Genomic DNA, 26,111 nt, shown 5'->3' on the forward strand with positions numbered 1-26,111 from the left:
TCAACGGTTCACAATCATGGGGACGTAAAGTTAGAAATCGAACAGCGTCTACCATGAGAAAGCGACGATTTTTCTTAGCTTTCGGCCCATGTTCGGAAGAAGATTTGCTCTGCCATTAGCTATGTTGCTGTTAGTCTGTAAAGTGTACGGACAAACTCTGCAAATAAAAGCACCGTTTGATGTCTCGGTTAGCGTGAATGGCTTCGTATCCCCCGAGGCTCAGCGTGAATTTTCCTTTCAAATTGTAGATACCAATCGTGTAAAATTGATCATTCGATCAGGAGATAGTCTCGTTTTGAACCGAATGATTGTGTTCCAGAGCAAAAATCAACGCCAATATGTGATTGAGAAGAACGCCATAAATCAATGGAAGCTGTTCTATCGATCCAATGAACGGATAACGGCGGCCACTTCCAATTTCACTGCATGGGAACGAGATACCACAGAGATGGTAATCGTAAAGAGTACACTCGCTCCCATTCAACAACACCTTCCCGACTCCGTAGTCAACCACCTCACAGTTAACGATTCGCTTCGCCCTTCCATCAAGATAGAACCTCCCATTCGAGAATTTGAAATCGTCAAATCCCGATTTGCAGAGATTGCCTTCGAATTTGAGAGGACGCGTAAGATTATTGAATGGGGAGAAGAGGCGCATCCGACTTCAGGTCAGATTGGGGAATTGCTTGAACTCACATCCTACGACCCTTCAAAGCTGATGATTCTCAAATCGCTCTATGAATACTGCAGCGATCCAGAAAACTACATGCAATTGAGAGATCATTTGCAACACGAATCGAATAAAGTTCAATTTGACGCATTAATCAACACATGGAACGAACTGGAATGACGACGGGCTCTATTATGATGGTATTGGCCATTGTACTCGGAGCGATGGGCGCACATGCCCTAAAAGCTGTTCTTTCGATAGAGGAATTAGCCAGCTATGAAACGGCTGTAAAATACCAAGTTTATCACGCATTGGCCTTCTTGATTCTATCCAACAAAAAAGGCTTTACAAAAGGAGTATACGCTTTTATGATTTCGGGTGTTATTCTATTCTCTGGATCCATCTACCTACTTGTGCTTGACCGTTCTATGGGTATGGATTTCAGTTCAATTGGATTTACAACTCCTGTTGGAGGAGTGCTTTTAATCATCGGTTGGAGCTTATTAGTTATCAACATATTACGCGAAAAATCAACAAAATGAACCTGTATTAGAGCATAAGTGCCTAATTTTGCAGGATAACCCACAAGTCGAATTCTGTCTCATGAGTAATGAAGCCATCAAACCGACCCATTCCGATCTCAGCGGATTAGGTATACGGGATGCGCAAGTGCATTGGAATCTGAGCCCAGAGAACCTCGCCAACATCAGTGTTGAGAACAACATGGCCGTACGTGCCGATTCTGGCGCCATTTCAGTAAATACCGGTGAGTTTACCGGACGTTCACCGAAAGACCGCTTTATCGTACGTGACAGCATCACTGAAGATCATGTATGGTGGGGGGACATCAACATCGGATTTGATCCCGAAGCTTTTGATCGTTTACAAGCTAAAGTATGTGCGTACCTTTCTGGTAAAGAAATCTACGCGCGTGACGTACAAGCGTGTGCCGACGAGCGCTACAAAATCAATATCCGCGCTATCAACGAACTCCCTTGGAGCAACTTGTTCGTGAACAACATGTTCATCCGTCCAAGTGCAGAGGAGCTCGCAAACTTTGACCCTGAATGGACCATCATCAACGCTCCTGGCTTTAAAGCCGATCCAGCAGTTGATGGTACGCGTCAGCATAACTTCGCTATCCTCAGCTTCACCAAAAAGACTATCCTCATTGGAGGTACAGGTTATACAGGTGAAATGAAGAAGGGAATTTTCTCGGCGTTGAACTTTATTCTTCCTCATCAACAGAACACGCTTTCTATGCACTGTTCTGCAAACGTAGGTGAAGATGGAGACACCGCTGTATTCTTCGGTCTTTCTGGTACTGGAAAAACGACGCTTTCCGCGGATCCAAATCGCAAACTCATCGGTGACGACGAGCACGGCTGGACTGCTGACAATGCCATCTTCAATTTTGAAGGAGGATGTTATGCCAAGGTGATTGACCTAAGTGCAGAGAAAGAACCAGATATCTTCAACGCCATCAAGCCAGGTGCGTTGCTAGAGAATGTTACGTTTGTGAATGGTAATGAGGTAGACTTCCACGATAAGTCGATTACCGAGAATACTCGCGTGAGCTACCCGCTCGAGCACATTCGCAACATCCAAACTCCATCTGTTGGTCACAATCCGAAGAATATTTTCTTCTTAACAGCTGATGCAACGGGAGTTTTGCCTCCAATCTCTAAGTTGACACCAGGTCAGGCTGCTTACCACTTCATCTCTGGATACACAGCTAAAGTGGCTGGTACAGAAGCGGGGATCACTGAACCTGTTGCAGCATTTAGTGCGTGTTTTGGAGCTCCATTCATGCCTCTTCACCCAACCGTATATGCTGAGATGCTTTCTAACAAAATGCAGGAAGCTGGTGTAAACGTTTGGTTGATTAACACAGGCTGGTCGGGCGGTGCTTACGGTACGGGTTCACGTATCAAATTGAAGTACACACGCGCCATGATTACTGCAGCCCTAGCAGGAGAATTGGACAACTCAGATTACATCGAACATCCAGTGTTTGGTCTATTTATGCCAACCTCTTGCCCGAATGTTCCAGACGAAATCCTCGATCCTAAGAGCACATGGGCAGATGCAGAAGCATACGATGAAGCGGCAATGACACTCGCTGCTAAGTTTGAGAAAAACTTCAGCAAATTCGCTTCAGACGCGAATGAAGAGATCTTGAACGGCGGTCCTAAAGTGTCTGCACGAGTATAATTCTCGATATATTCTATTTGAAAGAGCTCCCACATGGGGGCTCTTTTTTTATGCCTACTCTATACATTGCTAAATTGATATATTTTTGCTAAATATGTATATATATTCATCTAAGTAGCTATGGATTCGACAATTGTATGTCCTAAGTGTGGATCAGAATCCCACGTAAAAAGCGGAGTTGTGAACAATCGACAACGTTACAAATGTAAGCAATGTGGGTACCACTACACCGTACAGAAGCTGGGCAAGAAAATTGACGATTACTATGTAACCAAGGCTATACAGCTTTACGTTGAAGGCGTGTCATACCGCGAAATAGAACGAATTCTGGGCATTAGTCATGTCAGTATTATGAACTGGATTAAGGCCTACAAAATCAAGCGACCAGAAAAATTGCACTATCGACCTACTTACAAGATTCTGACGCATTCTGAATTAACCAAGCACATCTCTGAAAGAGATAACCTACATGGTGCGGGACTAATGATTACCGAACTTGGTGACAAATTCATGATGATTAAATGGGAGCGCTTTAGAGAGTAGTAACTATATACATTTGCAAAAAACTATATCACTTTTTCATTTGAGGTAGCAATTGCGAAGCTTTGGTAAGCCGAGTTCCCCGAGTCGGTTTGAACAAAGAACGTTAACCTAACACCCGCTACACATGAAAAAGTCGCTACTCCTAGCCACGTTTCTTTCAGCATTTATGGGCTTTGAGGCAATCTCTCAACAAACTCCTCCCGCAGAATACGGTGGAGGATTGAAAGTAGACCTCAACGAATCGGGCTCAAAGTATTTCCGACTCATTACTTGGCATCAGTTCTGGCTGGATGTAAATGAAACCACCAACGCGAACAACGAAACCGAGTACAATGCTACTCCCATGTTAAGACGATCTAGATTCTTGCTTTATGCACAGTTGACAGATCGTTTTTTGATTTTGACTCATTTTGGATTGAATTCACTCACTCCGTCTGGACTACATCCTACCGGACAATCTTCACAGACACAGTTGTTCATGCACGATGCATGGGTTGAGTACAAAGTGATGGATGAGTTATACGTAGGTGGTGGTCTTCATTACTGGAATGGTATTTCTCGATTGAACAATCAAAGTACTTTGAACTTCCTCCCCCTAGACAATCCGCGCTTTGCATGGGCATCTCTCGGAACGACCGACCAATTTGCACGTCATCTCGGCATCTACGCCAAGGGAAAAGTGGGTAAACTCGATTATCGCTTTGCATGGAATGGTGCCATGGTATATTCGGTTGACGCAGGCGCAGGCCTCACTCCTACCACTACTCAAGCCGTATACACAGGTAGAGCAACGCTAGGACTAGAGGCCTCGAATGTTTACGCAGGCTATGTGAACTATCAATTCTGGGATCAAGAGAGCAACAAACTTCCCTACTTTGTGGGTTCTTACTTGGGAGCGAAAAAAGTTCTCTCTGTAGGTGCTGGATTCTATGCTCACCCGAACGGTTCCGTCCTTCTAGATTCTAATGACCCTACTCAAGTGGTAGGTGAAGACGTACTCATCTTTGCAGCAGATGCGTTCATGGAATTGCCTATCGGCGATAACAACCAATCTCTTACGGCTTACGCCAGCTTCCAGTCGAACGATTACGGCACCAATTACCAAATGGGCGGTGGAAGTCTAGATATCTTCACCGGAAGTGTCCTCTACGCACAAGCAGGATATGTCCTTCCGAACAGTGGCGCATGGGCATGGCAGCCGTATTTCACTTTCGCCCAAAAGAACATCACCAATGGCGGTGAATCTCTTTCCGATATCGGAATAGGTATCAATAGTCTGATCACCGGCCACAACGCAAAATTATCTCTAGAATACCGAAACGTTGGTAACCTCACCGGTTCTACCAATCGCTTCATTCTACAGGCTGTAGTCTTCCTATAACACTTAAACCCTCGCCTTATGTCTAAAGAAAAAATGAAGGAATACTGGAAGAAGAACATCTCTAAGATGATTCTCCTCCTGTCCATCTGGTTCATCGTATCCTTCGTGTTTGGGATACTCTTGGTTGAGCCGCTCAATACCATTCAGCTCGCTGGTTTCCCACTGGGGTTCTGGTTTGCTCAACAGGGCTCAATCTATGTCTTTGTGATTCTCATTTTCGTCTATGTACGAATGATGAACAAGCTCGACAAAGAATACGACGTACACGAATAATACTAAAACACGAAAAAGATGGATATTCAAGATTGGACCTACATCCTTGTAGGTATATCATTCGCCCTCTACATCGGTATTGCCATCTGGAGTAGAGCGGGATCAACAAAAGATTTCTACGTGGCAGGCGGAGGCGTTCCTCCAATTGCAAACGGTTTAGCTACTGCGGCCGACTGGATGAGTGCGGCTTCGTTTATCTCCATGGCAGGTATCATTTCCTTCTCGGGTTATGATGGATCTGTATACCTGATGGGATGGACAGGCGGATATGTACTCCTGGCCCTGCTGCTGGCGCCGTATCTCCGAAAATTCGGAAAGTTCACCGTTCCTGACTTCATCGGTGATCGTTACTATTCGAATGTTGCACGTACCGTAGCGGTAATCGCCGCACTATTCGTGAGCTTCACCTATGTTGCGGGTCAGATGCGCGGCGTGGGGATTGTATTCTCACGCTTCTTGGACGTAGACATCAATACTGGTGTTTATATCGGGATGGCGATCGTATTCTTCTATGCCGTTCTAGGCGGGATGAAAGGAATCACATATACGCAAGTGGCTCAGTACTGTGTATTGATCTTCGCCTTTATGGTTCCTGCAATCTTCATTTCATTGCAAATGACGGGCAATCCCATCCCACAACTTGGTTTTGGCGGAACCGATCAAAATGGAGTTTATCTCCTAGACAAACTGAATGGACTTTCCACTCAATTGGGTTTTGCCGAATACACCAGTGGCAACAAGAGCATGATCGACGTGTTCTTCATCACGGCAGCATTGATGATTGGAACGTCCGGACTCCCTCACGTAATTGTGCGCTTCTTCACCGTTCCAAAAGTGAGCGATGCGCGCCGTTCTGCAGGTTACGCCCTTCTTTTCATCGCGATTCTTTACACCGCTGCTCCTGCTGTGTCTGTATTCGCTAGAACCAACCTCATCGAAACGGTTTCTAATCAACCGCATGATGAACTTCCTCAATGGGTAGAGAGTTGGGAGCGCACCAAGTTGATTACTTGGGAAGACAAAAACGGTGATGGTCTAGTTCAGTACTATAACGACGCCAACCCTGAATTCGCGGCTACCGCTGAAGCCAATGGATGGGAGGGCAATGAATTTACCGTGGATAGAGACATCATGGTATTGGCCAACCCTGAAATTGCCAACCTACCTAACTGGGTTATTGCGCTCGTTGCAGCCGGTGGTTTGGCAGCTGCACTCTCCACAGCAGCAGGCCTATTGCTCGTAATCTCAACGTCTGTTTCACACGACCTGATCAAGAAGCAAATTGCGCCAAATATCAGTGAAAAAGGTGAGCTACTTTATGCACGTCTTGCTGCGGTAGTAGCAGTAGTTGTTGCTGGTTACTTTGGCATTAATCCTCCTGGATTCGTGGCGTCGGTAGTGGCACTCGCCTTCGGTTTAGCGGCGGCCTCCTTCTTCCCAGCCATTGTGATGGGTATCTTCTCAAAGAGAATGAACAAAGAAGGCGCCATCTCAGGTTTGGTGGTAGGTTTAGGTATCACCCTATTCTACATCGCCAAATACAAATTGGGATGGATTGGTAGTCCTGAAACCGCAACTCCAGAACACTGGTGGTTTGGAATTTCTCCTGAAGGATTTGGTACAGTAGGTATGATCATCAACTTCGTGGTGTCTATTACTGTATCTCGATTCACTCCTCCTCCACCTGCTGATGTGCAAGAGCTTGTAGAAGACATCCGCATTCCAAGCGGTGCTGGAGAAGCTCATGACCATTAATTGATTATCTTTTGGATGTCGGCGGTGAGTTGATACACGGCCGACATCCTTTTTACACGCTACAACCCCCGAGTCTTGACCAGAAAATCGATTTCCATAGGAATTACGGTTTCGGTATTGTTCTTCCTTTTGGTGAACAAACCGTTGATCAATCTTTTTGCGAATTTTCCGAATCCGGAAACTTCCTCTGGCATTACATTCTACCTCTTTGGCTCGTGGGTGATCTTGATTTTTATCTATATCAGATTATCTAAATCGAGAAATTGAGAATGAACTCCGGATTACTCTTCTTCCTAAGCTTACTCTATCTATCTGTTCTCTTCATCGTTGCTCGATGGGGAGAAAACAGCAAGCGTCTGTTTGAAGGGAAATCAGCTGGTTTTGCCTATGCCCTATCCTTGGCTGTCTATTGCAGTGCATGGACGTATTACGGTTCTATTGGGCGAGCATCAACCAACGGACTCGACTTTCTCGCCATCTACTTAGGCCCCGTCGTCTTCATGCCGATCTGGTGGGTTTTAGTAAAGCGCATGATCCGAATTGTTCGCACACAGCACATCACTTCCCTATCGGACTTATTGGCTTCTCGTTATGGGAAGAATCAGTCCATTGGTACGTGGGTGGCTGTGATGATCATTATTGCGATAACGCCATACATCTCGCTTCAAATTAAGGCCATTGGTGATAGCTTTTATCAACTCGGGGGATCGGACCTTCCTATTTGGATGAGTCCGGTATTGTTTACCACCATTGTACTTTGCTTGTTTGCGTTGGTGTATGGCATGCGCTTTCTATCGGGAAATCAACCCAAAACTGGAATGATAACCGTGGTTGCTTTTGAAAGCCTCATCAAACTGCTTGCTTTCGTTTTTGTCGCAGCATTGGTCATCTATTACGGGTTCGGAGGTATCTCCAATATTTATCATCAAGCGGAGAGTATAGGTACCTTGCAACCCCATCTAAACATGGACGAAGACCAACAGTCCAATTGGTTTTGGATGCTCATCGTATCGGGAATTGCATTCACGCTCTTACCGCGACAGTTTCAAATGGGCGTGCTTGAGAATAAAAATGAAAAGCACCTCAATACAGCCCTTTGGTTTCTCCCCCTCTATATGCTGCTGATCACCGTTTTTGTTCTTCCGATTGCATTTGGAGGAATTGTGCTATTCGGCGAAAAAGTAGATTCCGATTTTTACCTCCTTCACCTCGGTACACACTTCGGTGGAAAATTCATGGGAATGCTGGTTTACTTCGGCGGTTTTGCTGCAGCCACATCCATGATTATCGTATCTGCCCTGTCACTTGGAAATATGTTGAATACAAACGTTCTGCTTCCTGCCTTACTGCGCGTAGAACGCAATGTGGACATGAGTAAACGAATTACCATCACACGTAGAATCAGTGTGATACTCATCTTCGTGTTGGCGTATTATTACTACTATTTCTTCGCCTACAACAAACCACTGGTGAGCACAGGCCTCACTAGTTTTACAGGAATTGCTCAAATTGCACCCGCTATTTTTGGCGGACTCTTTTGGAAAGAGGCAACGCGGAAAGGCGCACTTGCAGGAATCCTATCGGGCTTTGCTGTGTGGTTCTATATGCTGATTGTCCCAACCCTTCTTACCACTCAACATTTGGGTGAAGAATTCCTGGCCAACGGAGCTTATGGCCTCACCATTCTAAGTCCAACTCGCTTGGCTGAAGTCATGGGCATGACTCCCCTGTCTGCTGCAATTTTCATCAGCCTTTCGCTAAATACAGCAGTGTTCGTTCTCGTTTCTGTTCTCACGACCCCTGATCGCTTAGAAGTCAATCAGGCCGAGATCTTTACACGAATCAATCGAATCTCTAGAAGAACGTACGATCAAGCGGAAATGTGGAAGGCCGAGGTTCCTTTTGCCGATATCAAATCACTCTTAATCAACTTCTTGGGAGACCGAAGAACGGAAGAGGTACTGGATCGTTACGCTCGAATCAACAGAATAAATTTTGAATACGAGAAGAATGCCGATCCTCGAATGATCTCATACGCCGAAAGGTTGCTCACCGAAGCGATTGGTCCCGCTTCTGCTCGAATCGTGATTCAATCAGTGGCTCAAGGGGAAGAACTGAGTGTTTTAGAGGTGATCGACATCCTTCAAGAGAGCAAGGCCATCTTCCAACTCAACCGCGATTTGAAAGCAAAGACTTCAGAACTGGAAGAAGCTACCGAGAAACTCATCCGCGCCAATGCGCGCCTTCAAGAGTATTCAGACATCAAAGATGAATTTCTCTACACCGTTACCCACGAGCTGAGAACACCGCTTACCGCCATCCGGTCACAGGCCGAATTGGTGCACGAAGATTCAGACATGCCGCTAGAAGATAGACAGATGTTCATGGAGGCCATGGTGAAAGAATGTGAACGCCTTAGTACGCTAATCACGAATGTTCTTGATCTCGAGAAATTTGAAAGCGGAAGCCAAAAGCTCACCTTGGTAAAGGGTCACATTCAAGATGTAATCGACAATTCCATTCGAGCTGTTAAGCAGTTGATACAAGATAAGCGCATCGAGCTTTCCGCCGATATCAATCCTTCCATCCCTGCCTGCTTCATGGATGTCGATCGCATTCAGCAGGTGCTGATTAATCTGTTGAGCAATGCACTGAAGTTTGTAAACGACGATGGAGGACAAATTAAAATCACGGCCTATGTACTGGATAACAGTATTAAAATCAACGTATCCGACAATGGCCCTGGCGTTCCTCAAGAGGATAGAAAACTCATCTTCGATAAGTTCTATCAGGCTAAAAATCAAACCAAAAGAAAACCGAAAGGAACAGGATTAGGTCTGGCTATTTGCAAGAATATCATCCAAATGCACAAGGGGAAAATTTGGATTGAAGAATCATCACTTGGAGGAACACGAGTGAGCTTTACCCTTCCCCTTTACATTCAAAAATCAATTTAGAACGGATATGCACAAGATCTTAATTGTAGACGACGAACCGAACATCGTAATGAGTTTGGACTACCTATTAAGACGGAAAAATTACAACGTTTTTGTAGCTCGGAATGGCTCGGAAGCGTTGAGCGCCATTGAAGAACACAAACCAGATCTCATTCTGCTGGACATCATGATGCCTGATGTAGACGGATATGAAATCTGTGAGCGAGTGAAAGCCGACCCAGAAACACATCAAATCAAAATCATCTTTATCTCCGCGAAGAGCAAGAAGAGTGATATCGAAAAAGGCTATGAACTGGGTGCTGACATGTACATGGTTAAACCATTTTCCAATAAGGATTTATTAGATCAAATCACCAAACAACTCTCATGAGCTCCTTACAATACCCCATGGCTTTTCGCCGATCTATCGAATCTCCAGATGAGTTTTGGATGGAACAGGCTGAAAAAATCCACTGGTTTGAGAAACCCAAAGCAGCCCGCACAATAGATGAAAACGGACTCGACCTTTGGTTCAGTGGAGGTAAAATGAATACGTGTTACTTGGCCATCGACCACCACATTGCAAAAGGTCGAGGAGAAGAACATGCCCTCATCTACGACAGTCCAGTTACCCAAACCACACGGAAGTACACTTACAACGAAATGTTGGATGAGGTGAGTAGACTGGCTAAAGGACTAGACACCTTAGGCGTTACCAAAGGTGATACGGTGGTCATCTACATGCCGATGATTCCAGAGGCTGTATTTGCCATGTTGGCCTGTGCTAGAATTGGCGCCATTCATTCTGTTGTTTTTGGTGGTTTTGCTCCTCACGAATTGGCGCTTCGTATCGACGATGCCAAACCAAAGGCCATTATCACTGCAACTTCAGGAATTGAGATAGATCGTATCATCCCATACAAGCCCATGGTAGATGATGCGATTTCTAAATCCATCCATAAACCCGAACACGTGGTTGTGTTTAATCGCCGCTTGGGTGCCGTTCGTCCCGATGCCGAATACGACATTGATTACAAAACACTTGTTAAGGCAAGTGGACACATCGCCCCGGTTCCTGTAGATGCCACTGATCCGTTGTACATCCTCTACACATCGGGAACTACCGGCAAACCAAAGGGTATCATTAGGGATAACGGCGGACATGCAGTAGCGCTTAACTATTCCATGAGCGCTGTATATGGAGTAAATCCAGGCGAGGTGTTTTGGGCCGCTAGTGATGTAGGTTGGGTAGTTGGACACAGTTACATCGTTTATGGTTCTTTGATTCACGGAAACACCACCGTAATTTTTGAAGGAAAACCCATCCGAACTCCAGATGCATCAACTTTTTGGAGGGTGATTTCAGAACACAACGTACGCGTGATGTTCACCGCTCCTACCGCAATTAGGGCCATTAAGAAAGAAGATCCCAATGGAGATCTGATGAAACAATTTGACCTTTCGGGTTTGCGCTATCAGTTCTTAGCTGGCGAGCGTTGCGATTCTGCAACCCTTCACTGGTTAGAAGAGAAGCTCGGAATTCCGGTCATCGATCACTGGTGGCAAACCGAAAGTGGTTGGCCAATGGTCGCCAATATGATGGGCTATGCTCCTCACCCAGTAAAAGCAGGATCAGCCACTAAACCCGTTTGTGGTTACGATTTGAAGATTCTACGTGAAGATGGCACAGAAGCCGATCCAAATGAAGAGGGTTATGTAGTGGTGCAACGCCCACTGCCTCCGGGAACACTGCCTAATTTATGGGGTGATACCGAGCGTTTCATCAAAGGATATCTAACTCGTTTCCCAGGTTTTTACTTCAGCGGTGATGGTGGATACATCGATGAAGACGGCTATGTATATATCACAGGTCGTGTAGATGATGTTATCAACGTGGCTGGTCACCGACTTTCCACTGCAGAAATGGAAGAAGTCGTTTCTTCTACCCTCAATGTAGCGGAATGTGCGGTTATTGGGGTAAACGATGAATTAAAAGGCCAAATTCCACTAGCTATTGTGGTAGTTCGAAGCGGTACCAACGTCCAGAATCACGAATTATCAGCCAACATCATCAATGCAGTTCGCGTGGAAATTGGGCCAGTAGCCTCACTTAAAAAAGTGTGTATCGTAGACCGACTCCCTAAAACGAGGTCGGGTAAAATCTTGCGCAAAACCCTCCGTGCCATTGCAGACGGAGCAGAATATACCCTCCCTTCTACCATCGATGACCCTGCCATCATCGACGAAATTATCGCACGTTTCAAAGAAGAAGGAATTATATCATCGGCAGCAAACGGAAATAAAATCGACACAATTTCGCAATCATGAGTCATTATCAAATCACTTCGTTAGAACACTATCACGAAGCTTATGCAGAAAGCGTATCGAACCCTGATAAGTTCTGGGGAGATATCGCAGAAGAGAACTTCAAATGGATGAAGAAATGGGACAACGTATGCGATTGGAACTTTTCCGAACCCAAGGTGGAATGGTTCAAAGGAGCCCAACTCAACATCACAGAGAACTGTCTCGATCGACACCTCGAAGAGCGCGGGAACAAACTCGCGCTGATATGGGAACCGAATGATCCGAAAGAGCGCTTCATTCGATACACTTACCGCGAGCTCTACGAGAAGGTTTGTCAAATGGCCAATGTGTTGAAAAAACATGGCATTAAGAAGGGAGATCGAGTGGCCATCTACATGCCAATGATCCCTGAACTTACCATCTCTGTACTCGCTTGTGCCCGAATTGGCGCTATTCACTCAGTGGTGTTTGCAGGTTTCTCAGCGCATTCTTTGGCCGATAGAATCAATGATGCTGAAGCCAAAATGGTGCTCACCAGTGATGGTCTATACAGAGGCGCAAAAGAAATCCCGGTGAAACGCGTAGTAGATGAAGCGCTTCAAACGTGCCCATCGGTTAAAACGGTCCTCGTAGCAGAACGTACGCGTTGGGCAGTGAATATGGTGGAAGGCCGAGACTTTTGGCTTCACGATGAACTCGACACTGTTAACAAAGAGTGCCCGGCAGAACCTATGAATAGTGAAGATATGCTCTTTATCCTCTACACATCTGGTTCAACAGGTAAACCTAAAGGTGTAGTACACACCTGTGGAGGGTACATGGTTTACGCAGGCTACAGTTTTAAAAATGTGTTCCAGTATGAAGAAAGTGATATCTACTGGTGTACAGCCGATATCGGATGGATTACTGGACATACGTATATCGTCTACGGTCCACTGATCAACGGAGCCACAACCGTTATGTTTGAAGGTGTTCCAACCTTCCCTGATGCTGGACGATTCTGGCAAGTTTGTGATAAGTACGGAGTAAACCAATTCTATACTGCGCCAACGGCTATTCGTGCATTGATGGCTAAAGGTGAAGATCATGTGTTATCGTATAGCTTGGATTCTCTTCGCGTTATCGGAACTGTTGGAGAGCCCATCAATGAGGAAGCATGGCAATGGTACTACATTCACGTGGGCAAAGAGAAGTGTCCCGTGGTTGATACATGGTGGCAAACCGAAACAGGTGGTATCATGATTTCTGGATTGGGTAAGCACAGTCCGATGAAACCTGCCCACGCAGGATATCCTCTCCCAGGTATTCAGCCCGTACTCTTAGACCAAGAAGGAAACGAGATTGAAGGCAACGAAGAAGAGGGCTACCTGTGTGTTAAACACCCTTGGCCGAGTATTCTTCGCACTACCTATGGAGATCACGAGCGCTGTAGAGTGACCTATTTTAGTCACTACAAGGGATATTACTTCACAGGTGATGGGGCTCGTCGTGACGAAAACGGCATGTACCGCATTATTGGCCGTGTAGATGATGTAATCAATGTTTCAGGTCACCGCTTTGGAACGGCAGAGATTGAAAATGCCATCAATGCAAACGATTTAGTGGCAGAAAGTGCAGTTGTGGGATATCCTCACGACATCAAAGGTCAGGGTATCTATGCCTATGTGATTACCAAGAACCCCGTTCAGAATGAGGATATCTTGAGAGCCGAGATTGTAGAAACCGTGGTAGAAGAGATTGGTAAGATTGCCAAACCGGATAAAATTCAATTCGTGAGTGGCCTACCTAAAACACGCTCTGGTAAAATTATGCGTCGTATCTTGAGGAAAGTGGCGGAAGGAGACACCAGCTCTTTGGGGGACACTTCCACTCTACTCGACCCTGATGTGGTTGACGAAATCAAGAATGGAGCGCTATAAGTACGAGTAATGGCCAATAGCATTCAACACCGGATCGCCGAGTTCATCAAACTCTATCCACCATTCGACAGAATGACGGAAACCGAGTTAGAGCGGGTTGCACTGGATGCAAATGTTGAATACTATGGACCTACTGAGCGGATCTTTGAAGAAGGAAGTGATACCACTTCCTTCTTCTATATTGTACGGAAGGGTTCCGTTCGTATTCATCACAATGACACTGAAGAAACCCTTGTAGACCTTTGTGATGAGGGAGATGTTTTTGGCGTGCGCCCTTTACTCGCCAATGAACCGTATTTAGCCAGTGCCAGTTCGGTAGAAGAAACCCTACTCTATGCCATTCCTGTAGAAACAGGATTGCAAATACTCAAGAACAATCCAGAAGTTGGAATCTACCTCGCTCGAGGTTACGCCTCTGGAATGCCTATGTCGAGAGAACAGCGACGCACAGGGGTTCAAAACTTAAAATCCACTTCCGATGTACCGGATGAAATTCCCGCATCGAGTAGCAAGCGAATTGTGAGTTGTTCTCCACAAACAAGCATCCACGAGGCTTCGCAAATCATGACGACAGAGAATGTCGCCTCAATTGTGGTACTAAACGAAGAGGGGCATCCCATTGGAATCATGACCGATTCGGATTTGCGGAGGAAAGTAGTGAGTCAGGCTTTGGACATTGCTGCGCCTGTGAAGCATATTATGACGCAACCTGTGGTAACCGTAGCTCCTTCCATCTCTCACAGTGAAGCGCTAATTCACATGATGAATTATGGAGTACATCACCTGTGCATAACCGAAGATGGCAAAGCGCTATCTAAGGCCATTGGCGTTATCGCCGAGCGTGATTTAATGCTCGATCAAGGTCTTCATCCAGCAGTAATTGTCAAGTTCATCCGACAGGCCAGCAGTTCTTCCGAACTCGTGAACTATCGACTAAAACTCGATGCCCTCCTCCAAAAATACGCGCAGCGCGACACCTCTGTGGAACATGTTGCACGTATTTCTGCCTCCATCACCGATGCGGTCGTAAATCGCTTGATCCAATGGTTTGCCCAACAACACGGAGAAGCACCCTGCCATTTCAGTTGGATCGCTCTTGGAAGTATGGGGAGGATGGAGCAAATACTAAAAACAGATCAAGACCACGCCCTCATTTTCAGTAGGGAACTATCAGATGAAGAAACCATCTACTTTGATAAGATGGCAAATGAAGTGACACGTGGATTAGAAAAGTGGGGACTATCCATTGATATTGCCGGAATTTCCGCGACCAATAGAAGTCATGCTTTGAGTTTGAAAGCATGGAAGATCAAGTTCACCGATTGGTTGAAAAACCCTGAGCCAGAGAACATCTTGAACTCATCCATTTTTTTTGATTTCCGACATGTTTCAGGTGACCCAACCTTGGTGGAAGATCTAGTACACTATCTCAAAGAAGTGGTTACGCCTACTTCATTGTTCTTCCCCTTAATGGCCGCCGATGCCCTTAACGTGGCTCCACCTTTGAGCTTCTTCCGACAATTTGTGGTGGAGAAGAACGGCGAGCACAAGGATGAATTTGATCTAAAGAGAAGAGTTCTTCTACCCTTCTGTGATATTGCCCGACTTCTTTGTTTGCACAGCTCCCACTACGAATCGAGCAGTACGATAGATCGATATACAGCACTTGCAATGGGAGATGATGCCAACTCCACCCTATTTGAAGAAGCAGCTCGCTCCTATGCCTGGCTCCTCAAGTTGAGATGGACAAAAGGAACGGAGAATGGAAATGACGGGCGTTTTGTCAAACCTTCGCACCTTTCCAAAAGGGAACGTCAAACCATGCGAGAGATCTTTAGCCTACTTTCCGATTTAGAGCAAGTGGTACGTGTACGCTTTCGCACTGATTTTATAAGTGGATGAGTTGGTTCAAATCCAAACCTGAGGTTCCAGAGGCATACCGTGAGTATGCAGAATCAATCCGTGGGCTTAAACGTTCAACAACTCCAATCAGAAATCAAAAATTTCTGGTGGTAGACACCGAAACCACGGGTTTAAATGTAAATACCGATTCCATTGTTAGCATAGGTATTGTACCCATTCGAGGTTATGTGATTCACTCGGAAGATACGCGGGAGTGGATCATTCAAAGCGATCAACCTTCCGGTGGTGGAGCTTCAATTCACGGCGTGATGCCTCACGATCAACGAAGTGGAATCCCTGCAAAAGAAGCTGCAGAGGAATTTCTTATGGCCGCAGATGGAGCGATTGTAGTGGGCCATCACATTGGATTTGATGCAGCCATGCTCGACGCGTTTCTTCGTCATCAACTGCGTGTTCCATTCCTCAACCCCACCTACGACACAGGCCATATGTTCCGCAGATTAAAGGGCACGCCCTATAGATTATTTGATATGGAGCCCGCTGTTGAAGCCTTAGATAAGATATGTGAAGATCTGGGAATTCCCATCGATGACAGGCATACCGCTCTGGGAGATGCCGCGGCTACTGCCATCTTATTCATGCGATTACTCAAGGATTTGGAGAAGCGTGGAGTGAATACCACCGCCAAACTTTTGGCCAGATAAATGGGATTGAAGGAGGTCATATTCTAATAAAACCGCCTCCTTGTTTCCAAAGAGGCGGTTTCTGCAATCAAGAACACTAATTGCGTTAAAACTTTGCTGTCAATCCGAGATTAACTGCAGATACACCATAGCCAATCTCAAGGAAGGCTCCGAGATTCTTCGTGAAGTGGTATCGACCTCCTGCGTGAAATCCATACATAATCCCACTTAAATCGAGGCTGGGACTCATACCATTAAAATCATCTTTGTCATAATCAACGGTAACCTTGTTATATCCCACCATCAAACCCGCGTAGGTATCCAATCCCTTCAGCAGTTTGAAATGGTAAGAACCTCTTGCGGCAAACATGCCATATGTGTATTGAATTTCAGGCGCGCCCGTAACCCCAAAGGAAGCCCCAAAATCAAAAGAAGAAGCCGTATATGCAGCAAAGAGTCCCACACCAATGTTATCAGAAATGCCGTATTCGTATGAAATACTCACAGGAGGAACCGTAACGTCCCCTTTAAGACCAAAAGTGACGAAGCCAATACCTAAGTTCAAATCAGACTGACCTTCTGCAAAACCTCGTCGCTTTTGAGCATTCACTAAATTCGATGTCAATAGCATGATGACTAAAACAAGAAAAGAGAATAATCTTAATTTCTTCATGAAGTAAGAGTTTAGAGAGAGCCTACTCTGTGTTCTCCGCTTTTCGGCTACCGCGGTTGATGAGCAATTGCATCACCTCCCCAATACTCTTAAATGATTTGTCACTAATTAATGACCATACTTCTTGTTGATACTGCTTTTGATCAAACCTCACGAGGTGAGGCACTTTGGTATGAAGTCAACCAAATGGGATTGAAGGATACTCCTCTTTCTTTGAAGTCCAATAAAACCGCATTTTCTTCAATAAAAAAAGCTCGGAGAATCTCCGAGCTTTTCTGGTTTTGGTTGGGTGTGAGACCTATTCGTTTCTCGATCTCTGTCGGCAACTCATATTGGTTTGGTGTGAGTCGTTTATATCGACTTTAAGTGGTTGCCTCTTTGTTTGGTACATGACAAACCTAGGTACAATTCGCAGGCTGGCATAATGGAAATACCATAGTGCCTAGTCGAACATTTGTGAGAATCCGTAAAATCTGAGGGATAAATTGTATTTTCCTTGACAAATTTGCGAAATACGCAAATGACAATCTCATTTTTGCGGGATTTCCCAAACTCTCTTCCTCAATTATCACCCCATGCAAAAAATAGATGCATCTTCCATTCAGAATTCATTTCTCGATCGCGTGAAGTCTATACTTCCGCCCAACACTTCGCTTGCACAAGCACTTTCTGAAAAGCTAGGCATCAGTTTGGATTCTGCCTACCGCAGAATTCGCGGCGAAACGCCCATCAGTTTGTCCGAGGCATACATCCTTGCAGAAGCGTTGCATATTACCTTCAACGGACTAACGGAAGAATCGGCTGGAATTGTACAGTTTGGATATACTCCACTCTATCCCAGAAAGGAGAGCATGGAAGGCTATTTAACTCGACTGCTTCACAATTTGAGGATGATTTCGAAGCAGCCAACGGCTAAAGTGGTCTACTGTAGCCAGGATATTCCCATCTTCCACAACATTCGCTTGGAAGAGCTCGGCAAATTCAAGCTGTTCTACTGGATGCGTTCCATTATCAATGTGGAGGAATTTCTATCTCAAAAGTTTTCGAAAGACGTCATCCCTGAGCACCTCATGCAATTGTGTGCGGAGATCTATTCGGAATACGAAAAGATTGCTAGTGTAGAATTATGGTCAGAATCTACCGTGAACAGTACACTTCGACAAGTTCAGTACTACTGGGAATCTGGGTTATTTGAAACGGACGACGACTTCTTTTCTGTTATTCAAAACCTGCGCACGTTGATTCAGCAAATTGAAGAGTCGGCTAGTTTGGGTAAAAAGACATCCTCAGAAAACAGCGCCAGCTATGAACTGTACATCAGTGAAATTGAGCTCACTACAAATTGTGCACTCGTTGAACTGGAGAACCAAAATGCAGTATTCTTAGGACATCACACGTTTAACATGCTTGAAACCACACACGGTGTTTACACGGAGCAAACGCAACAATGGTTCAAAAACATGGTAGGTAAAGCGACGCTTGTAAGCTCTGTAGGAGAAAAGTATCGCTATCAATTCTTCCATGGTGTACATCGCAAAATAGATGAGCTAGAGCGCTTGGCCCTTCGTCGATAGAAACCAAGCGCTTTACCAAACGCAAGCGCCCCTTGCCTATTCTCTCCGAATGAAGTGATTCACCACACCCTCTACATATCCACCCGCGTACAATTTTTCCCTCTTCCAAACCATCACATCTTCGGTCATCTCTTCGAGTACCCATGTGGTATTGTTCGAATTGAAATTGGTTTCGAGAAGTCTAAATGACCTTACATAAGGCGTATTGGAAAGTATGTTGGCGTTACTGATGTAATCCACTGTATTGTCGGTCTTGAAATCGAGAGATAACCCTACTAAAGACGAGGTATTTGACTGAAGAATTTGAGAATCACGGATCAAATACGTCTCCTTATAATCACCATCCCACATTCCAATATGCGTGGGTGCCAATTCTTCTGGCTCAACGGATTTCTTACATGAAACAAAAGCGAATGCAACGAGAACGAGTGAGAGATAGCGCATGAGTATGTATTGATAGCTAGTTAAGGTTCGCAAATTAATCAAGTTTCTGAATTCTCGTGAATTGACCTTCAAAAAAAAGCCCTTGCCAACATGTGACAAGGGCTTTATATCTAAATATAAACAAGCGTTTACGAGCGACTATAGTTTGGAGCTTCTCTAGTGATTGTCACGTCGTGTGGATGGCTTTCAGCTACACCTGCCGCAGTAATGCGAACAAACTGTGCTTTATCCTTTAGGATTTCGATGTTTGCCGATCCACAATACCCCATACCTGCACGAAGTCCACCGATGAACTGATACATCATCTCAGCTACCTCGCCCTTGTAAGCAACTCGACCCACAATCCCTTCTGGAACGAGCTTTTTGATATCATCTTCAACATCTTGGAAGTAGCGGTCTTTCGAACCTTGCTGCATTGCTTCAACAGAACCCATGCCTCGGTACGACTTGAATCGACGTCCTTCATAGATAATGGTTTCCCCCGGAGACTCCTTAGTTCCGGCAAGAAGTGAACCTAGCATCACACAATCAGCACCACCTGCTATCGCTTTAACAATGTCACCGGTATAACGAATACCCCCGTCGGCGATAACCGGAACTCCCGTTCCTTTAAGTGCTTGAGCAACTTCCATTACAGCGGTAAGTTGAGGCACTCCTACACCAGCAACCACGCGAGTGGTACAGATGGAACCTGGACCAATACCCACTTTAACGGCATCCGCTCCTGCTTCAGCCAAATACTTCGCAGCTTCAGCTGTGGCCACGTTTCCTACAACGACGTCGAGTTCAGGGAATTTCTCTTTTACCACCTTAAGGGCGTCTACCACACCTTTAGTATGACCATGAGCCGTATCAATGATGACAGCATCTACATTCGATTCAACCAATGCAGATACACGCTCTAGTACATCTCCCGTAACTCCAACAGCTGCAGCAACGCGAAGACGACCAAACTCATCTTTGCAAGCATTCGGTTTAATCTTCATTTTAGAGATGTCACGATATGTGATCAACCCCACCAATGTGCCGTCATCCTTAATTACAGGAAGCTTTTCAATTTTATGTTCTTGTAGAATTTCTTCTGCTTCTTCCATAGAAGTATTCTCGGTTGTAGTAACCAAGTTCGAAGAAGTCATCACCTCACCGATCGAACGGTTGTCATCACGCTCAAAACGCAAGTCACGATTCGTGATGATACCTACCAATTTGCGGTTGTCATCCACTACTGGAATCCCACCGATCTTATACTCGGCCATCATTTCCTTAGCGTTGCCAACGGTAGCCGAAGGACGCAAGGTTACCGGGTCCAGAATCATACCCGATTCCGCCCTTTTTACTTTGCGTACTTCCATCGCCTGTTGCTCGATGGTCATGTTCTTATGAAGCACACCAATTCCTCCATCCTGCGCGATAGCAATGGCCATGGCAGATTCGGTAACGGTATCCATCGCTGCGGATACAATTGGGGTTTTCAATGAAATGTTGCGCGTGAACTTAGTGCTGATGTCCACATTGCGTGGTAGCACTTCAGAGTATGCTGGGACGAGTAGAACGTCGTCGTAAGTGAGGTACTCACCTATTACTTTTCCGTTTGGGATGGACATAGAACGCTGCAATTTTGGTATGAAATTGCATGCAAAAATAAGTTATTTCTACAACATGGCATGATATTCGAACGAAAGAAGACGTCGAAAAACAGAATATATCTCCTCCAAACACAAAACAGAAATGTTCAAATTCTCATCCACTTCTTCAAAATTAATGTTAAAACGACGATCATCCACACTCCATCTTAACGATGAGTAAGGCGAAACAGAGGTAATTCGCTTCTTTTTCTCCATCGGAAAATAACGAAGTTTCCTACAAAGCTTTCCTAAATATATTGATTATCAGGGTTCAACTTTTTCGAAAACTCACTCGTAATGCTAGATGTATAGGATTGGTCTCTCAAATCGCTCCAACACCGTAAATTTGTCTAAGCTCTCTTAACTACTACTACACATGATTGCTTACATCAGTAAGAATGAATTTAGAAATCCAATGTTGGGTTTCAAATTGAATCAACAAAAGGCTCAACTCCTGAAAATCGCAAAGCGAACAAAAGGATTTAGAGGTCTTCAGACCAAATGGTCGGTCAATGGAGTTTACTTCATGACGCTATGGAAATCTGAAGAACAACTGGATGCTTTTCTTGCCCGAACCGACGTTAAGGAGATTTTTGAAAGCCGAATCAAACAAATTGATGTTCACACCTACCGCATCTCCGCCATTAACTTCATCCCTTGGAGAGAAGTGATTGCGATGATGTCAAGACATTCGAACCGATTGTCTGCAGTGAACTAAAAACCCTTCAAGCGATACTTAGGTATCGCTTTTTTTATGGACAAAAAGAAAAGGCACACTGGTTTCCCTGTGTGCCTTTTTTATAGATTATATAGTGCGACTTATTGATCCTTGAGAAGCTTCTTGTACTTAAACTTCTTAGGTTCCAATCCACCACCAAGGCGCTTCTTCTTGTTCTCCTCGTAATCCGAGAATGAACCTTCAAAGAAATACACTTGCGAATCCCCTTCAAAGGCCAGAATGTGCGTACATACACGGTCTAAGAACCAACGGTCGTGCGAAATAATAACGGCACATCCCGCAAAGTTTTCCAAACCTTCTTCCAACGCACGGAGTGTATTCACGTCCAAGTCGTTGGTCGGCTCATCCAGCAACAATACGTTACCACCTTCTTTCAAGGCCATGGCTAAATGAAGTCGGTTGCGCTCACCACCCGACAATACGCCAACTTTCTTACTTTGGTCACCTCCAGCAAAGTTGAAACGGCTTAAGTAGGCACGAGCATTCACGACCTGACCACCCAATTCAAATTGCTCCTGACCGTCTGCTACGGTTTCAAAAATGGTGTTCTCTGGGTTGATCTTTTCATGTGTTTGATCCACATAGGAGATCTTAACGGTATCGCCCGTTTCAAACTTACCTTCATCCGGTTGAAGCTGATCCATGATCATCTTGAATATGGTGGTTTTACCCGCACCATTCGGACCAATGATACCCACAATACCTGCCGGTGGCAGACTAAAGTTCAAGTCTTCGTAGAGGAGTTTATCACCAAAGGCCTTCTTCACGTGTACGGCATCAATTACGTTGTTACCTAAACGTGGACCAGCGGGAATGAAGATTTCGAGCTTGTTCTCTTTCTCCTTCTGCTCTTCTCCTAAAAGCTTCTCGTAATTACTCAAACGAGCTTTGCTCTTAGCTTGACGACCTTTCGGGTTCATCTTCACCCACTCCAACTCTCGCTCAAGTGTCTTTCTTCGCTTGCTCTCTTGCTTCTCTTCCTGAGCTAAGCGCTTGGTCTTTTGATCCAACCAGCTAGAGTAATTTCCCTTCCATGGAATACCCTCACCGCGGTCGAGTTCAAGAATCCAACCAGCCACGTTGTCCAAGAAGTAACGGTCGTGCGTCACCGCGATTACCGTTCCTTTATATTGCTGCAAGTGATGCTCCAACCACAAAATAGACTCTGCATCCAAGTGGTTCGTCGGTTCATCCAAAAGCAAGACATCTGGATTTTGAAGAAGCAAGCGACAAAGAGCCACTCGTCTTCTCTCCCCTCCTGAAAGCACAGAAATCGGAGTTTGTTCATCCGGACAATTCAAGGCGTCCATTGCACGCTTCAAAACAGTGTCGATCTCCCAAGCATTGGTCGCATCAATTCTATCTTGAAGCTCAGCCTGACGAGCCATGAGTTTCTCCATCTTATCGGGATTCTCATAAACTTCAGGAAGGCCAAATTGATCGTTAATGCCGTTGTATTCACTCAACAATTCCATCGTTTCACCAGCACCCTCACGAACGATATCAATCACTGTCTTCGACTCGTCGAGCTCTGGCTCTTGTTCGAGGTATCCCACGGAATACCCCTGCGCAAACACAACATCACCGCGGTAGTTTTTCTCTACTCCAGCAATGATTTTTAGTAGGGTTGATTTACCTGAACCGTTCAAACCAATGATACCAATCTTGGCTCCGTAGAAGAAGCTTAAGTAGATATCCTTGATAATGGTCTTATTGTTATGAGGGAGGATCTTACTCACTCCCGACATTGAAAAGATAATCTTCTTATCGTCTGACATATCTGTGTTGTATTCGAAATGGAAGTGCGAATATCGGGAATGTATATCGATGTTCCGCCAGAATGTACCAAGGCAGATGCTTTTTCGTTCTTTTGCTGTATCTTAAATGAGATGATGAAATACGCCTTACTCTTTTTATTGTCCACACTTACCCTCGGCACAAGTGCCCAAACTACACTGGAAGGTTTTGTGAGAGCCGCAGACAATGGCGAGCCCGTACCCAGTGCCTACGTGGTCAACAAATCCTCCTTTAAAAATGTAATTACCAACGGCTTAGGATTCTTTAGTATTGAAGTTGAAGCAGGTGATTCCATCGTTTTAAGTCAGATTTCTTATAATTATACCTACTACGTCGTTCCAGATAGCTTGGGCAAGAAACACGTGGAAATCATTGTCATGGAGCCACGCAATTATTTGATTGATGAAGTGGAAGTTTACGCGTATAACTTAACAACCAATCAACCTCGCGCCATGAAATTGGAGGAGCCCAACGTTCCATTGGAAGGCACCTACAACACCCCAACTCAATTGGAGCCATCCATCTCTGCACCAGTTGATTTACTCTACTGGTATTTCGGCTCGCGACCCCGTCAACTGAGAGAGTTACAACGTCTTCAAAAGGAAGATGCCTACCGCGAACAACTCAGAACCGGTAGCAATAGAGAGATTTTGATGGAGATTACAGGTTTAAGCACTCAAGAACTGGAGGCCTTCGCCTGGAGTTGTAAATACACAGGCAATACCATTAGCACCATTAACGACTACGAATTACTGGTCAGTTTACTAAACTGTTATCAAGATTATGTTGAGCGTATTAAACAACAGAGTGTTTTAGAAGATGCCGAAAACGGATGGGGCGAATAAACTGCTCTATTCCCGGATCTTATCTATTGGGCATTTCGGGACAAATCACTATACTTGTAGGTGAATTCTTACGCATTTGAGACCAAAACCAAACTGTGATGCTAACCGTTCATCCTAACCTGAACAAGCTGCGCAACGACGTCTTTAAGACGATTATCGGCGGCTTGCATTCCTCTAAGCCATTAGATAAACTCGCCAACCAAATTGTAGATGAACTTTCTTCCTCTATGATCTTAATCGACAATCCCACCGATCGCAGCCGATTTATCCGCGACGTGTACGGAAGATTGGAAGGTGTACACAAACTCAGACGATTCAATTTGGGATATGAAAGTCCCGAGAACAATAAAAATGTAGCGCATGTAGTCAATGAAGTGCTGTACCGCTTCAGGACGAGATACTCTCGCTACTTTTAATGATTATTGGTGTTTCATTGTTCCTCTGGAGGCCTTCTCGATGCTAGCGAAGGCCTTCTTTTTTTTCGCGCTATCTCATGGGTGTTTCCTATATTCGTTACATGCCTAAACCTGTGACTCGTCTCCTATTCATTTGCCTGCTATTGCCTACTTTGACACAGGCACAGAAGCTGCGAGATTTATACGACATCTCTAACGGGTTGATGACCACCCTCACTTCGGCTGTAGACGTGAGTGACTCGCTCTTCATCTCTATCGAAGAGTATCACAGATTGATCGATCGCCAACCACTCAATGCCGCAGAACGTTCTCAATACAAATCGGAGGTAAACGATTTCTACCCCGATCAACAAGCGGAATTTTTACAATCGATCAAGGAACTTCAAAAGATCTATGTCAGCGAAATCAACAGAGGTGTTTCCATTGAAATGGACACCGTTCGATTTAAAGAAGTTCGAGGAACAGCAAATATCTTTGAAGTTCAAATTGAAGTGGTGTTTAAAGATGATGAAGGAAACCGTTCCTACCTCTACATCGATACCATGGCAGCCAGTGTGCGTCGCCGTTGGTCATTTATTTCACCTATCGAAGAAGAATACGAGTAAGCATGATTTTCTTTTTTAGTATTGGAGATCGCCGGCATAACGACCATGGACCACTCGACGAAGAACTTTGTCCCTTTTGCAACGAAAGTCACTTTCGTGTGCTGAGCTTGGTTCGCTATTGGGTCACTGTCTTTTTCATTCCCATCCTTCCCTATCGAACAATTTGGGTTTCTAGATGTACTTACTGTAGCGGAGAAACCGAAATTGAAGAAGGTGAACTTCCCCACTTAAAATCACGTTCGGACATCCTACAAAAAGCTGTTGATGAAGACTGGTCTGAAGAACAGCTAGAAGATGCACTGAATCAAAGTCGTCACTTATGAATGACAGACCGCAAAAAGGCGAATTTGACGAGTACTACGAAGGATACATCAACCTTGTGCCTGAAGCAGATTTGCGCTCGGCCTTAATTGATAGCGGCACCGAATTGGTGAGAATGTTTGGTCACCACGAAACCAACTTGTCCCTTTCTGATCACCGTTACGAACCGTCCAAATGGACAGTTTCTCAAGTATTACTCCATCTCATTGATGCGGAGAATGTCTTTCTCAATCGAGCACTATGGGCGGCAAGACAAGAAAATTCACCTCTTCCTGGCTACAACCACAACGCCTGGGTAGAGAGTTTTGGAGATCGAGTGTTATCTGTGAGTTCGATGATTCAGTGGTTTCGCATTCAGCGACAAAATACTGTGATGTTTTTTGAACATCTAGAGGACAGTGACTATGATCTTTCTTGTGAGGCCAACCACGCCCGTGTTACCGTTCGCGCATTGGGCTATATCATTGCAGGCCATACGCGGCATCATGCCACTATTTTAAAGGAACGCTATCTGCAAATGCAATAAAA

General features: G+C 45.0%; 24 protein-coding genes. 20 read left to right on the top strand and 4 right to left on the bottom strand.

What is annotated here, in order from left to right; genetic code table 11:
- Positions 1 to 88 precede the first annotated feature (88 nt).
- The 13 genes from F8C82_RS05720 (at position 89) to F8C82_RS05780 (ending at position 16,565) form a co-directional block, all read left to right on the top strand.
- Complete coding sequence (locus F8C82_RS05720) at positions 89 to 850, top strand: DUF4476 domain-containing protein (protein WP_151692590.1); 762 nt, start codon at positions 89 to 91, stop codon at positions 848 to 850.
- Positions 832 to 1,212, top strand: coding sequence for a DUF423 domain-containing protein (locus tag F8C82_RS05725; protein WP_151692591.1), 381 nt, complete (start codon positions 832 to 834; stop codon positions 1,210 to 1,212). Before F8C82_RS05720 ends, F8C82_RS05725 begins: the two co-directional genes overlap by 19 nt.
- 61 nt (positions 1,213 to 1,273) lie before the next feature.
- Positions 1,274 to 2,884, top strand: a complete 1,611-nt coding sequence (gene pckA / locus F8C82_RS05730) for a phosphoenolpyruvate carboxykinase (ATP) (RefSeq protein ID WP_151692592.1) — start codon at positions 1,274 to 1,276, stop codon at positions 2,882 to 2,884.
- Between the two features lie 120 nt (positions 2,885 to 3,004).
- Positions 3,005 to 3,427, top strand: a complete 423-nt coding sequence (locus F8C82_RS05735) for a transposase-like zinc-binding domain-containing protein (protein WP_151692926.1) — start codon at positions 3,005 to 3,007, stop codon at positions 3,425 to 3,427.
- Positions 3,428 to 3,551: 124 nt separating this feature from the next.
- Positions 3,552 to 4,808, top strand: a complete 1,257-nt coding sequence (locus F8C82_RS05740; protein ID WP_151692593.1) for a hypothetical protein — start codon at positions 3,552 to 3,554, stop codon at positions 4,806 to 4,808.
- An 18-nt stretch (positions 4,809 to 4,826) separates the two neighbouring features.
- Positions 4,827 to 5,081 (top strand): DUF4212 domain-containing protein, encoded by a 255-nt coding sequence (locus F8C82_RS05745; protein ID WP_151692594.1) that lies wholly within the window; start codon positions 4,827 to 4,829, stop codon positions 5,079 to 5,081.
- A gap of 18 nt (positions 5,082 to 5,099) precedes the next feature.
- Complete coding sequence (locus F8C82_RS05750; RefSeq protein ID WP_151692595.1) at positions 5,100 to 6,836, top strand: sodium:solute symporter family protein; 1,737 nt, start codon at positions 5,100 to 5,102, stop codon at positions 6,834 to 6,836.
- 269 nt (positions 6,837 to 7,105) lie between these two features.
- Positions 7,106 to 9,793, top strand: a complete 2,688-nt coding sequence (locus F8C82_RS05755) for a sodium:solute symporter family transporter (protein ID WP_151692596.1) — start codon at positions 7,106 to 7,108, stop codon at positions 9,791 to 9,793.
- Between the two features lie 7 nt (positions 9,794 to 9,800).
- A complete protein-coding gene (locus F8C82_RS05760; RefSeq protein ID WP_151692597.1) occupies positions 9,801 to 10,163 on the top strand; it encodes a response regulator transcription factor in 363 nt (120 codons plus the stop codon).
- Positions 10,160 to 12,100, top strand: a complete 1,941-nt coding sequence (locus F8C82_RS05765) for an acetate--CoA ligase (protein WP_151692598.1) — start codon at positions 10,160 to 10,162, stop codon at positions 12,098 to 12,100. Before F8C82_RS05760 ends, F8C82_RS05765 begins: the two co-directional genes overlap by 4 nt.
- Positions 12,097 to 13,998 (top strand): acetate--CoA ligase, encoded by a 1,902-nt coding sequence (gene acs / locus F8C82_RS05770; RefSeq protein ID WP_151692599.1) that lies wholly within the window; start codon positions 12,097 to 12,099, stop codon positions 13,996 to 13,998. Before F8C82_RS05765 ends, acs begins: the two co-directional genes overlap by 4 nt.
- Positions 13,999 to 14,007: 9 nt before the next feature.
- The gene (locus F8C82_RS05775; RefSeq protein WP_151692600.1) at positions 14,008 to 15,900 is read left to right on the top strand and encodes a DUF294 nucleotidyltransferase-like domain-containing protein; all 1,893 of its coding nucleotides are present in this window, start codon (positions 14,008 to 14,010) and stop codon (positions 15,898 to 15,900) included.
- Positions 15,897 to 16,565, top strand: coding sequence for a 3'-5' exonuclease (locus tag F8C82_RS05780; protein WP_151692601.1), 669 nt, complete (start codon positions 15,897 to 15,899; stop codon positions 16,563 to 16,565). The genes F8C82_RS05775 and F8C82_RS05780 overlap by 4 nt, the downstream gene beginning before the upstream one ends.
- Positions 16,566 to 16,650: 85 nt before the next feature.
- On the opposite strand, the gene F8C82_RS05785 is transcribed toward F8C82_RS05780, so the two are convergent.
- Positions 16,651 to 17,217 (bottom strand): outer membrane beta-barrel protein, encoded by a 567-nt coding sequence (locus F8C82_RS05785; protein ID WP_151692602.1) that lies wholly within the window; start codon positions 17,215 to 17,217, stop codon positions 16,651 to 16,653.
- 575 nt (positions 17,218 to 17,792) lie between these two features.
- Between F8C82_RS05785 and F8C82_RS05790 the strand changes: the two genes are divergently transcribed.
- Entirely contained in the window at positions 17,793 to 18,791 is a 999-nt protein-coding gene (locus F8C82_RS05790) for a helix-turn-helix domain-containing protein (protein WP_151692603.1), read from the top strand.
- 36 nt (positions 18,792 to 18,827) lie between these two features.
- Here the strand turns inward: F8C82_RS05790 and F8C82_RS05795 are convergent, their stop codons facing one another.
- Positions 18,828 to 19,235 carry a hypothetical protein gene (locus F8C82_RS05795; protein WP_151692604.1) on the bottom strand — a complete coding sequence of 136 codons (408 nt, stop codon included), beginning with the start codon at positions 19,233 to 19,235 and terminating at the stop codon, positions 18,828 to 18,830.
- 128 nt (positions 19,236 to 19,363) lie between these two features.
- A complete protein-coding gene (gene guaB, locus F8C82_RS05800; protein WP_151692605.1) occupies positions 19,364 to 20,839 on the bottom strand; it encodes an IMP dehydrogenase in 1,476 nt (491 codons plus the stop codon).
- 397 nt (positions 20,840 to 21,236) lie between these two features.
- Here guaB and F8C82_RS05805 point away from each other — a divergent pair, with 397 nt between their 5' ends.
- Positions 21,237 to 21,578, top strand: a complete 342-nt coding sequence (locus tag F8C82_RS05805) for a hypothetical protein (RefSeq protein WP_151692606.1) — start codon at positions 21,237 to 21,239, stop codon at positions 21,576 to 21,578.
- A gap of 101 nt (positions 21,579 to 21,679) precedes the next feature.
- Here the strand turns inward: F8C82_RS05805 and ettA are convergent, their stop codons facing one another.
- Complete coding sequence (gene ettA / locus F8C82_RS05810; RefSeq protein WP_151692607.1) at positions 21,680 to 23,377, bottom strand: energy-dependent translational throttle protein EttA; 1,698 nt, start codon at positions 23,375 to 23,377, stop codon at positions 21,680 to 21,682.
- A gap of 111 nt (positions 23,378 to 23,488) precedes the next feature.
- Between ettA and F8C82_RS05815 the strand changes: the two genes are divergently transcribed.
- The 5 genes from F8C82_RS05815 to F8C82_RS05835 all read left to right on the top strand — a co-directional run bounded on the left by F8C82_RS05815 (position 23,489) and on the right by F8C82_RS05835 (position 26,109).
- Positions 23,489 to 24,241, top strand: coding sequence for a hypothetical protein (locus F8C82_RS05815; protein ID WP_151692608.1), 753 nt, complete (start codon positions 23,489 to 23,491; stop codon positions 24,239 to 24,241).
- Positions 24,242 to 24,339: 98 nt separating this feature from the next.
- A complete protein-coding gene (locus F8C82_RS05820) occupies positions 24,340 to 24,657 on the top strand; it encodes a hypothetical protein (RefSeq protein WP_151692609.1) in 318 nt (105 codons plus the stop codon).
- Between the two features lie 101 nt (positions 24,658 to 24,758).
- Positions 24,759 to 25,262, top strand: coding sequence for a hypothetical protein (locus tag F8C82_RS05825; RefSeq protein WP_151692610.1), 504 nt, complete (start codon positions 24,759 to 24,761; stop codon positions 25,260 to 25,262).
- Between the two features lie 2 nt (positions 25,263 to 25,264).
- The gene (locus tag F8C82_RS05830) at positions 25,265 to 25,585 is read left to right on the top strand and encodes a hypothetical protein (protein ID WP_151692611.1); all 321 of its coding nucleotides are present in this window, start codon (positions 25,265 to 25,267) and stop codon (positions 25,583 to 25,585) included.
- The gene (locus tag F8C82_RS05835; protein ID WP_151692612.1) at positions 25,582 to 26,109 is read left to right on the top strand and encodes a DinB family protein; all 528 of its coding nucleotides are present in this window, start codon (positions 25,582 to 25,584) and stop codon (positions 26,107 to 26,109) included. The genes F8C82_RS05830 and F8C82_RS05835 overlap by 4 nt, the downstream gene beginning before the upstream one ends.
- Positions 26,110 to 26,111: the final 2 nt, after the last annotated feature.

The sequence above is a fragment of the Phaeocystidibacter marisrubri genome, from assembly GCF_008933165.1.
Taxonomy (GTDB): domain Bacteria; phylum Bacteroidota; class Bacteroidia; order Flavobacteriales; family Schleiferiaceae; genus Phaeocystidibacter; species Phaeocystidibacter marisrubri.

What these genes read in the sequence shown, in the direction of transcription:
- F8C82_RS05720 (WP_151692590.1), top strand. Translation starts at nt 89, where the DNA reads ATGTTCGGAAGAAGATTTGCTCTGCCATTAGCTATGTTGCTGTTAGTC.
- F8C82_RS05725 (WP_151692591.1), top strand. Translation starts at nt 832, where the DNA reads ATGGAACGAACTGGAATGACGACGGGCTCTATTATGATGGTATTGGCC.
- pckA (WP_151692592.1), top strand. Translation starts at nt 1,274, where the DNA reads ATGAGTAATGAAGCCATCAAACCGACCCATTCCGATCTCAGCGGATTA.
- F8C82_RS05735 (WP_151692926.1), top strand. Translation starts at nt 3,005, where the DNA reads ATGGATTCGACAATTGTATGTCCTAAGTGTGGATCAGAATCCCACGTA.
- F8C82_RS05740 (WP_151692593.1), top strand. Translation starts at nt 3,552, where the DNA reads ATGAAAAAGTCGCTACTCCTAGCCACGTTTCTTTCAGCATTTATGGGC.
- F8C82_RS05745 (WP_151692594.1), top strand. Translation starts at nt 4,827, where the DNA reads ATGTCTAAAGAAAAAATGAAGGAATACTGGAAGAAGAACATCTCTAAG.
- F8C82_RS05750 (WP_151692595.1), top strand. Translation starts at nt 5,100, where the DNA reads ATGGATATTCAAGATTGGACCTACATCCTTGTAGGTATATCATTCGCC.
- F8C82_RS05755 (WP_151692596.1), top strand. Translation starts at nt 7,106, where the DNA reads ATGAACTCCGGATTACTCTTCTTCCTAAGCTTACTCTATCTATCTGTT.
- F8C82_RS05760 (WP_151692597.1), top strand. Translation starts at nt 9,801, where the DNA reads ATGCACAAGATCTTAATTGTAGACGACGAACCGAACATCGTAATGAGT.
- F8C82_RS05765 (WP_151692598.1), top strand. Translation starts at nt 10,160, where the DNA reads ATGAGCTCCTTACAATACCCCATGGCTTTTCGCCGATCTATCGAATCT.
- acs (WP_151692599.1), top strand. Translation starts at nt 12,097, where the DNA reads ATGAGTCATTATCAAATCACTTCGTTAGAACACTATCACGAAGCTTAT.
- F8C82_RS05775 (WP_151692600.1), top strand. Translation starts at nt 14,008, where the DNA reads ATGGCCAATAGCATTCAACACCGGATCGCCGAGTTCATCAAACTCTAT.
- F8C82_RS05780 (WP_151692601.1), top strand. Translation starts at nt 15,897, where the DNA reads ATGAGTTGGTTCAAATCCAAACCTGAGGTTCCAGAGGCATACCGTGAG.
- F8C82_RS05785 (WP_151692602.1), bottom strand. Translation starts at nt 17,217, where the DNA reads ATGAAGAAATTAAGATTATTCTCTTTTCTTGTTTTAGTCATCATGCTA.
- F8C82_RS05790 (WP_151692603.1), top strand. Translation starts at nt 17,793, where the DNA reads ATGCAAAAAATAGATGCATCTTCCATTCAGAATTCATTTCTCGATCGC.
- F8C82_RS05795 (WP_151692604.1), bottom strand. Translation starts at nt 19,235, where the DNA reads ATGCGCTATCTCTCACTCGTTCTCGTTGCATTCGCTTTTGTTTCATGT.
- guaB (WP_151692605.1), bottom strand. Translation starts at nt 20,839, where the DNA reads ATGTCCATCCCAAACGGAAAAGTAATAGGTGAGTACCTCACTTACGAC.
- F8C82_RS05805 (WP_151692606.1), top strand. Translation starts at nt 21,237, where the DNA reads ATGATTGCTTACATCAGTAAGAATGAATTTAGAAATCCAATGTTGGGT.
- ettA (WP_151692607.1), bottom strand. Translation starts at nt 23,377, where the DNA reads ATGTCAGACGATAAGAAGATTATCTTTTCAATGTCGGGAGTGAGTAAG.
- F8C82_RS05815 (WP_151692608.1), top strand. Translation starts at nt 23,489, where the DNA reads ATGATGAAATACGCCTTACTCTTTTTATTGTCCACACTTACCCTCGGC.
- F8C82_RS05820 (WP_151692609.1), top strand. Translation starts at nt 24,340, where the DNA reads ATGCTAACCGTTCATCCTAACCTGAACAAGCTGCGCAACGACGTCTTT.
- F8C82_RS05825 (WP_151692610.1), top strand. Translation starts at nt 24,759, where the DNA reads ATGCCTAAACCTGTGACTCGTCTCCTATTCATTTGCCTGCTATTGCCT.
- F8C82_RS05830 (WP_151692611.1), top strand. Translation starts at nt 25,265, where the DNA reads ATGATTTTCTTTTTTAGTATTGGAGATCGCCGGCATAACGACCATGGA.
- F8C82_RS05835 (WP_151692612.1), top strand. Translation starts at nt 25,582, where the DNA reads ATGAATGACAGACCGCAAAAAGGCGAATTTGACGAGTACTACGAAGGA.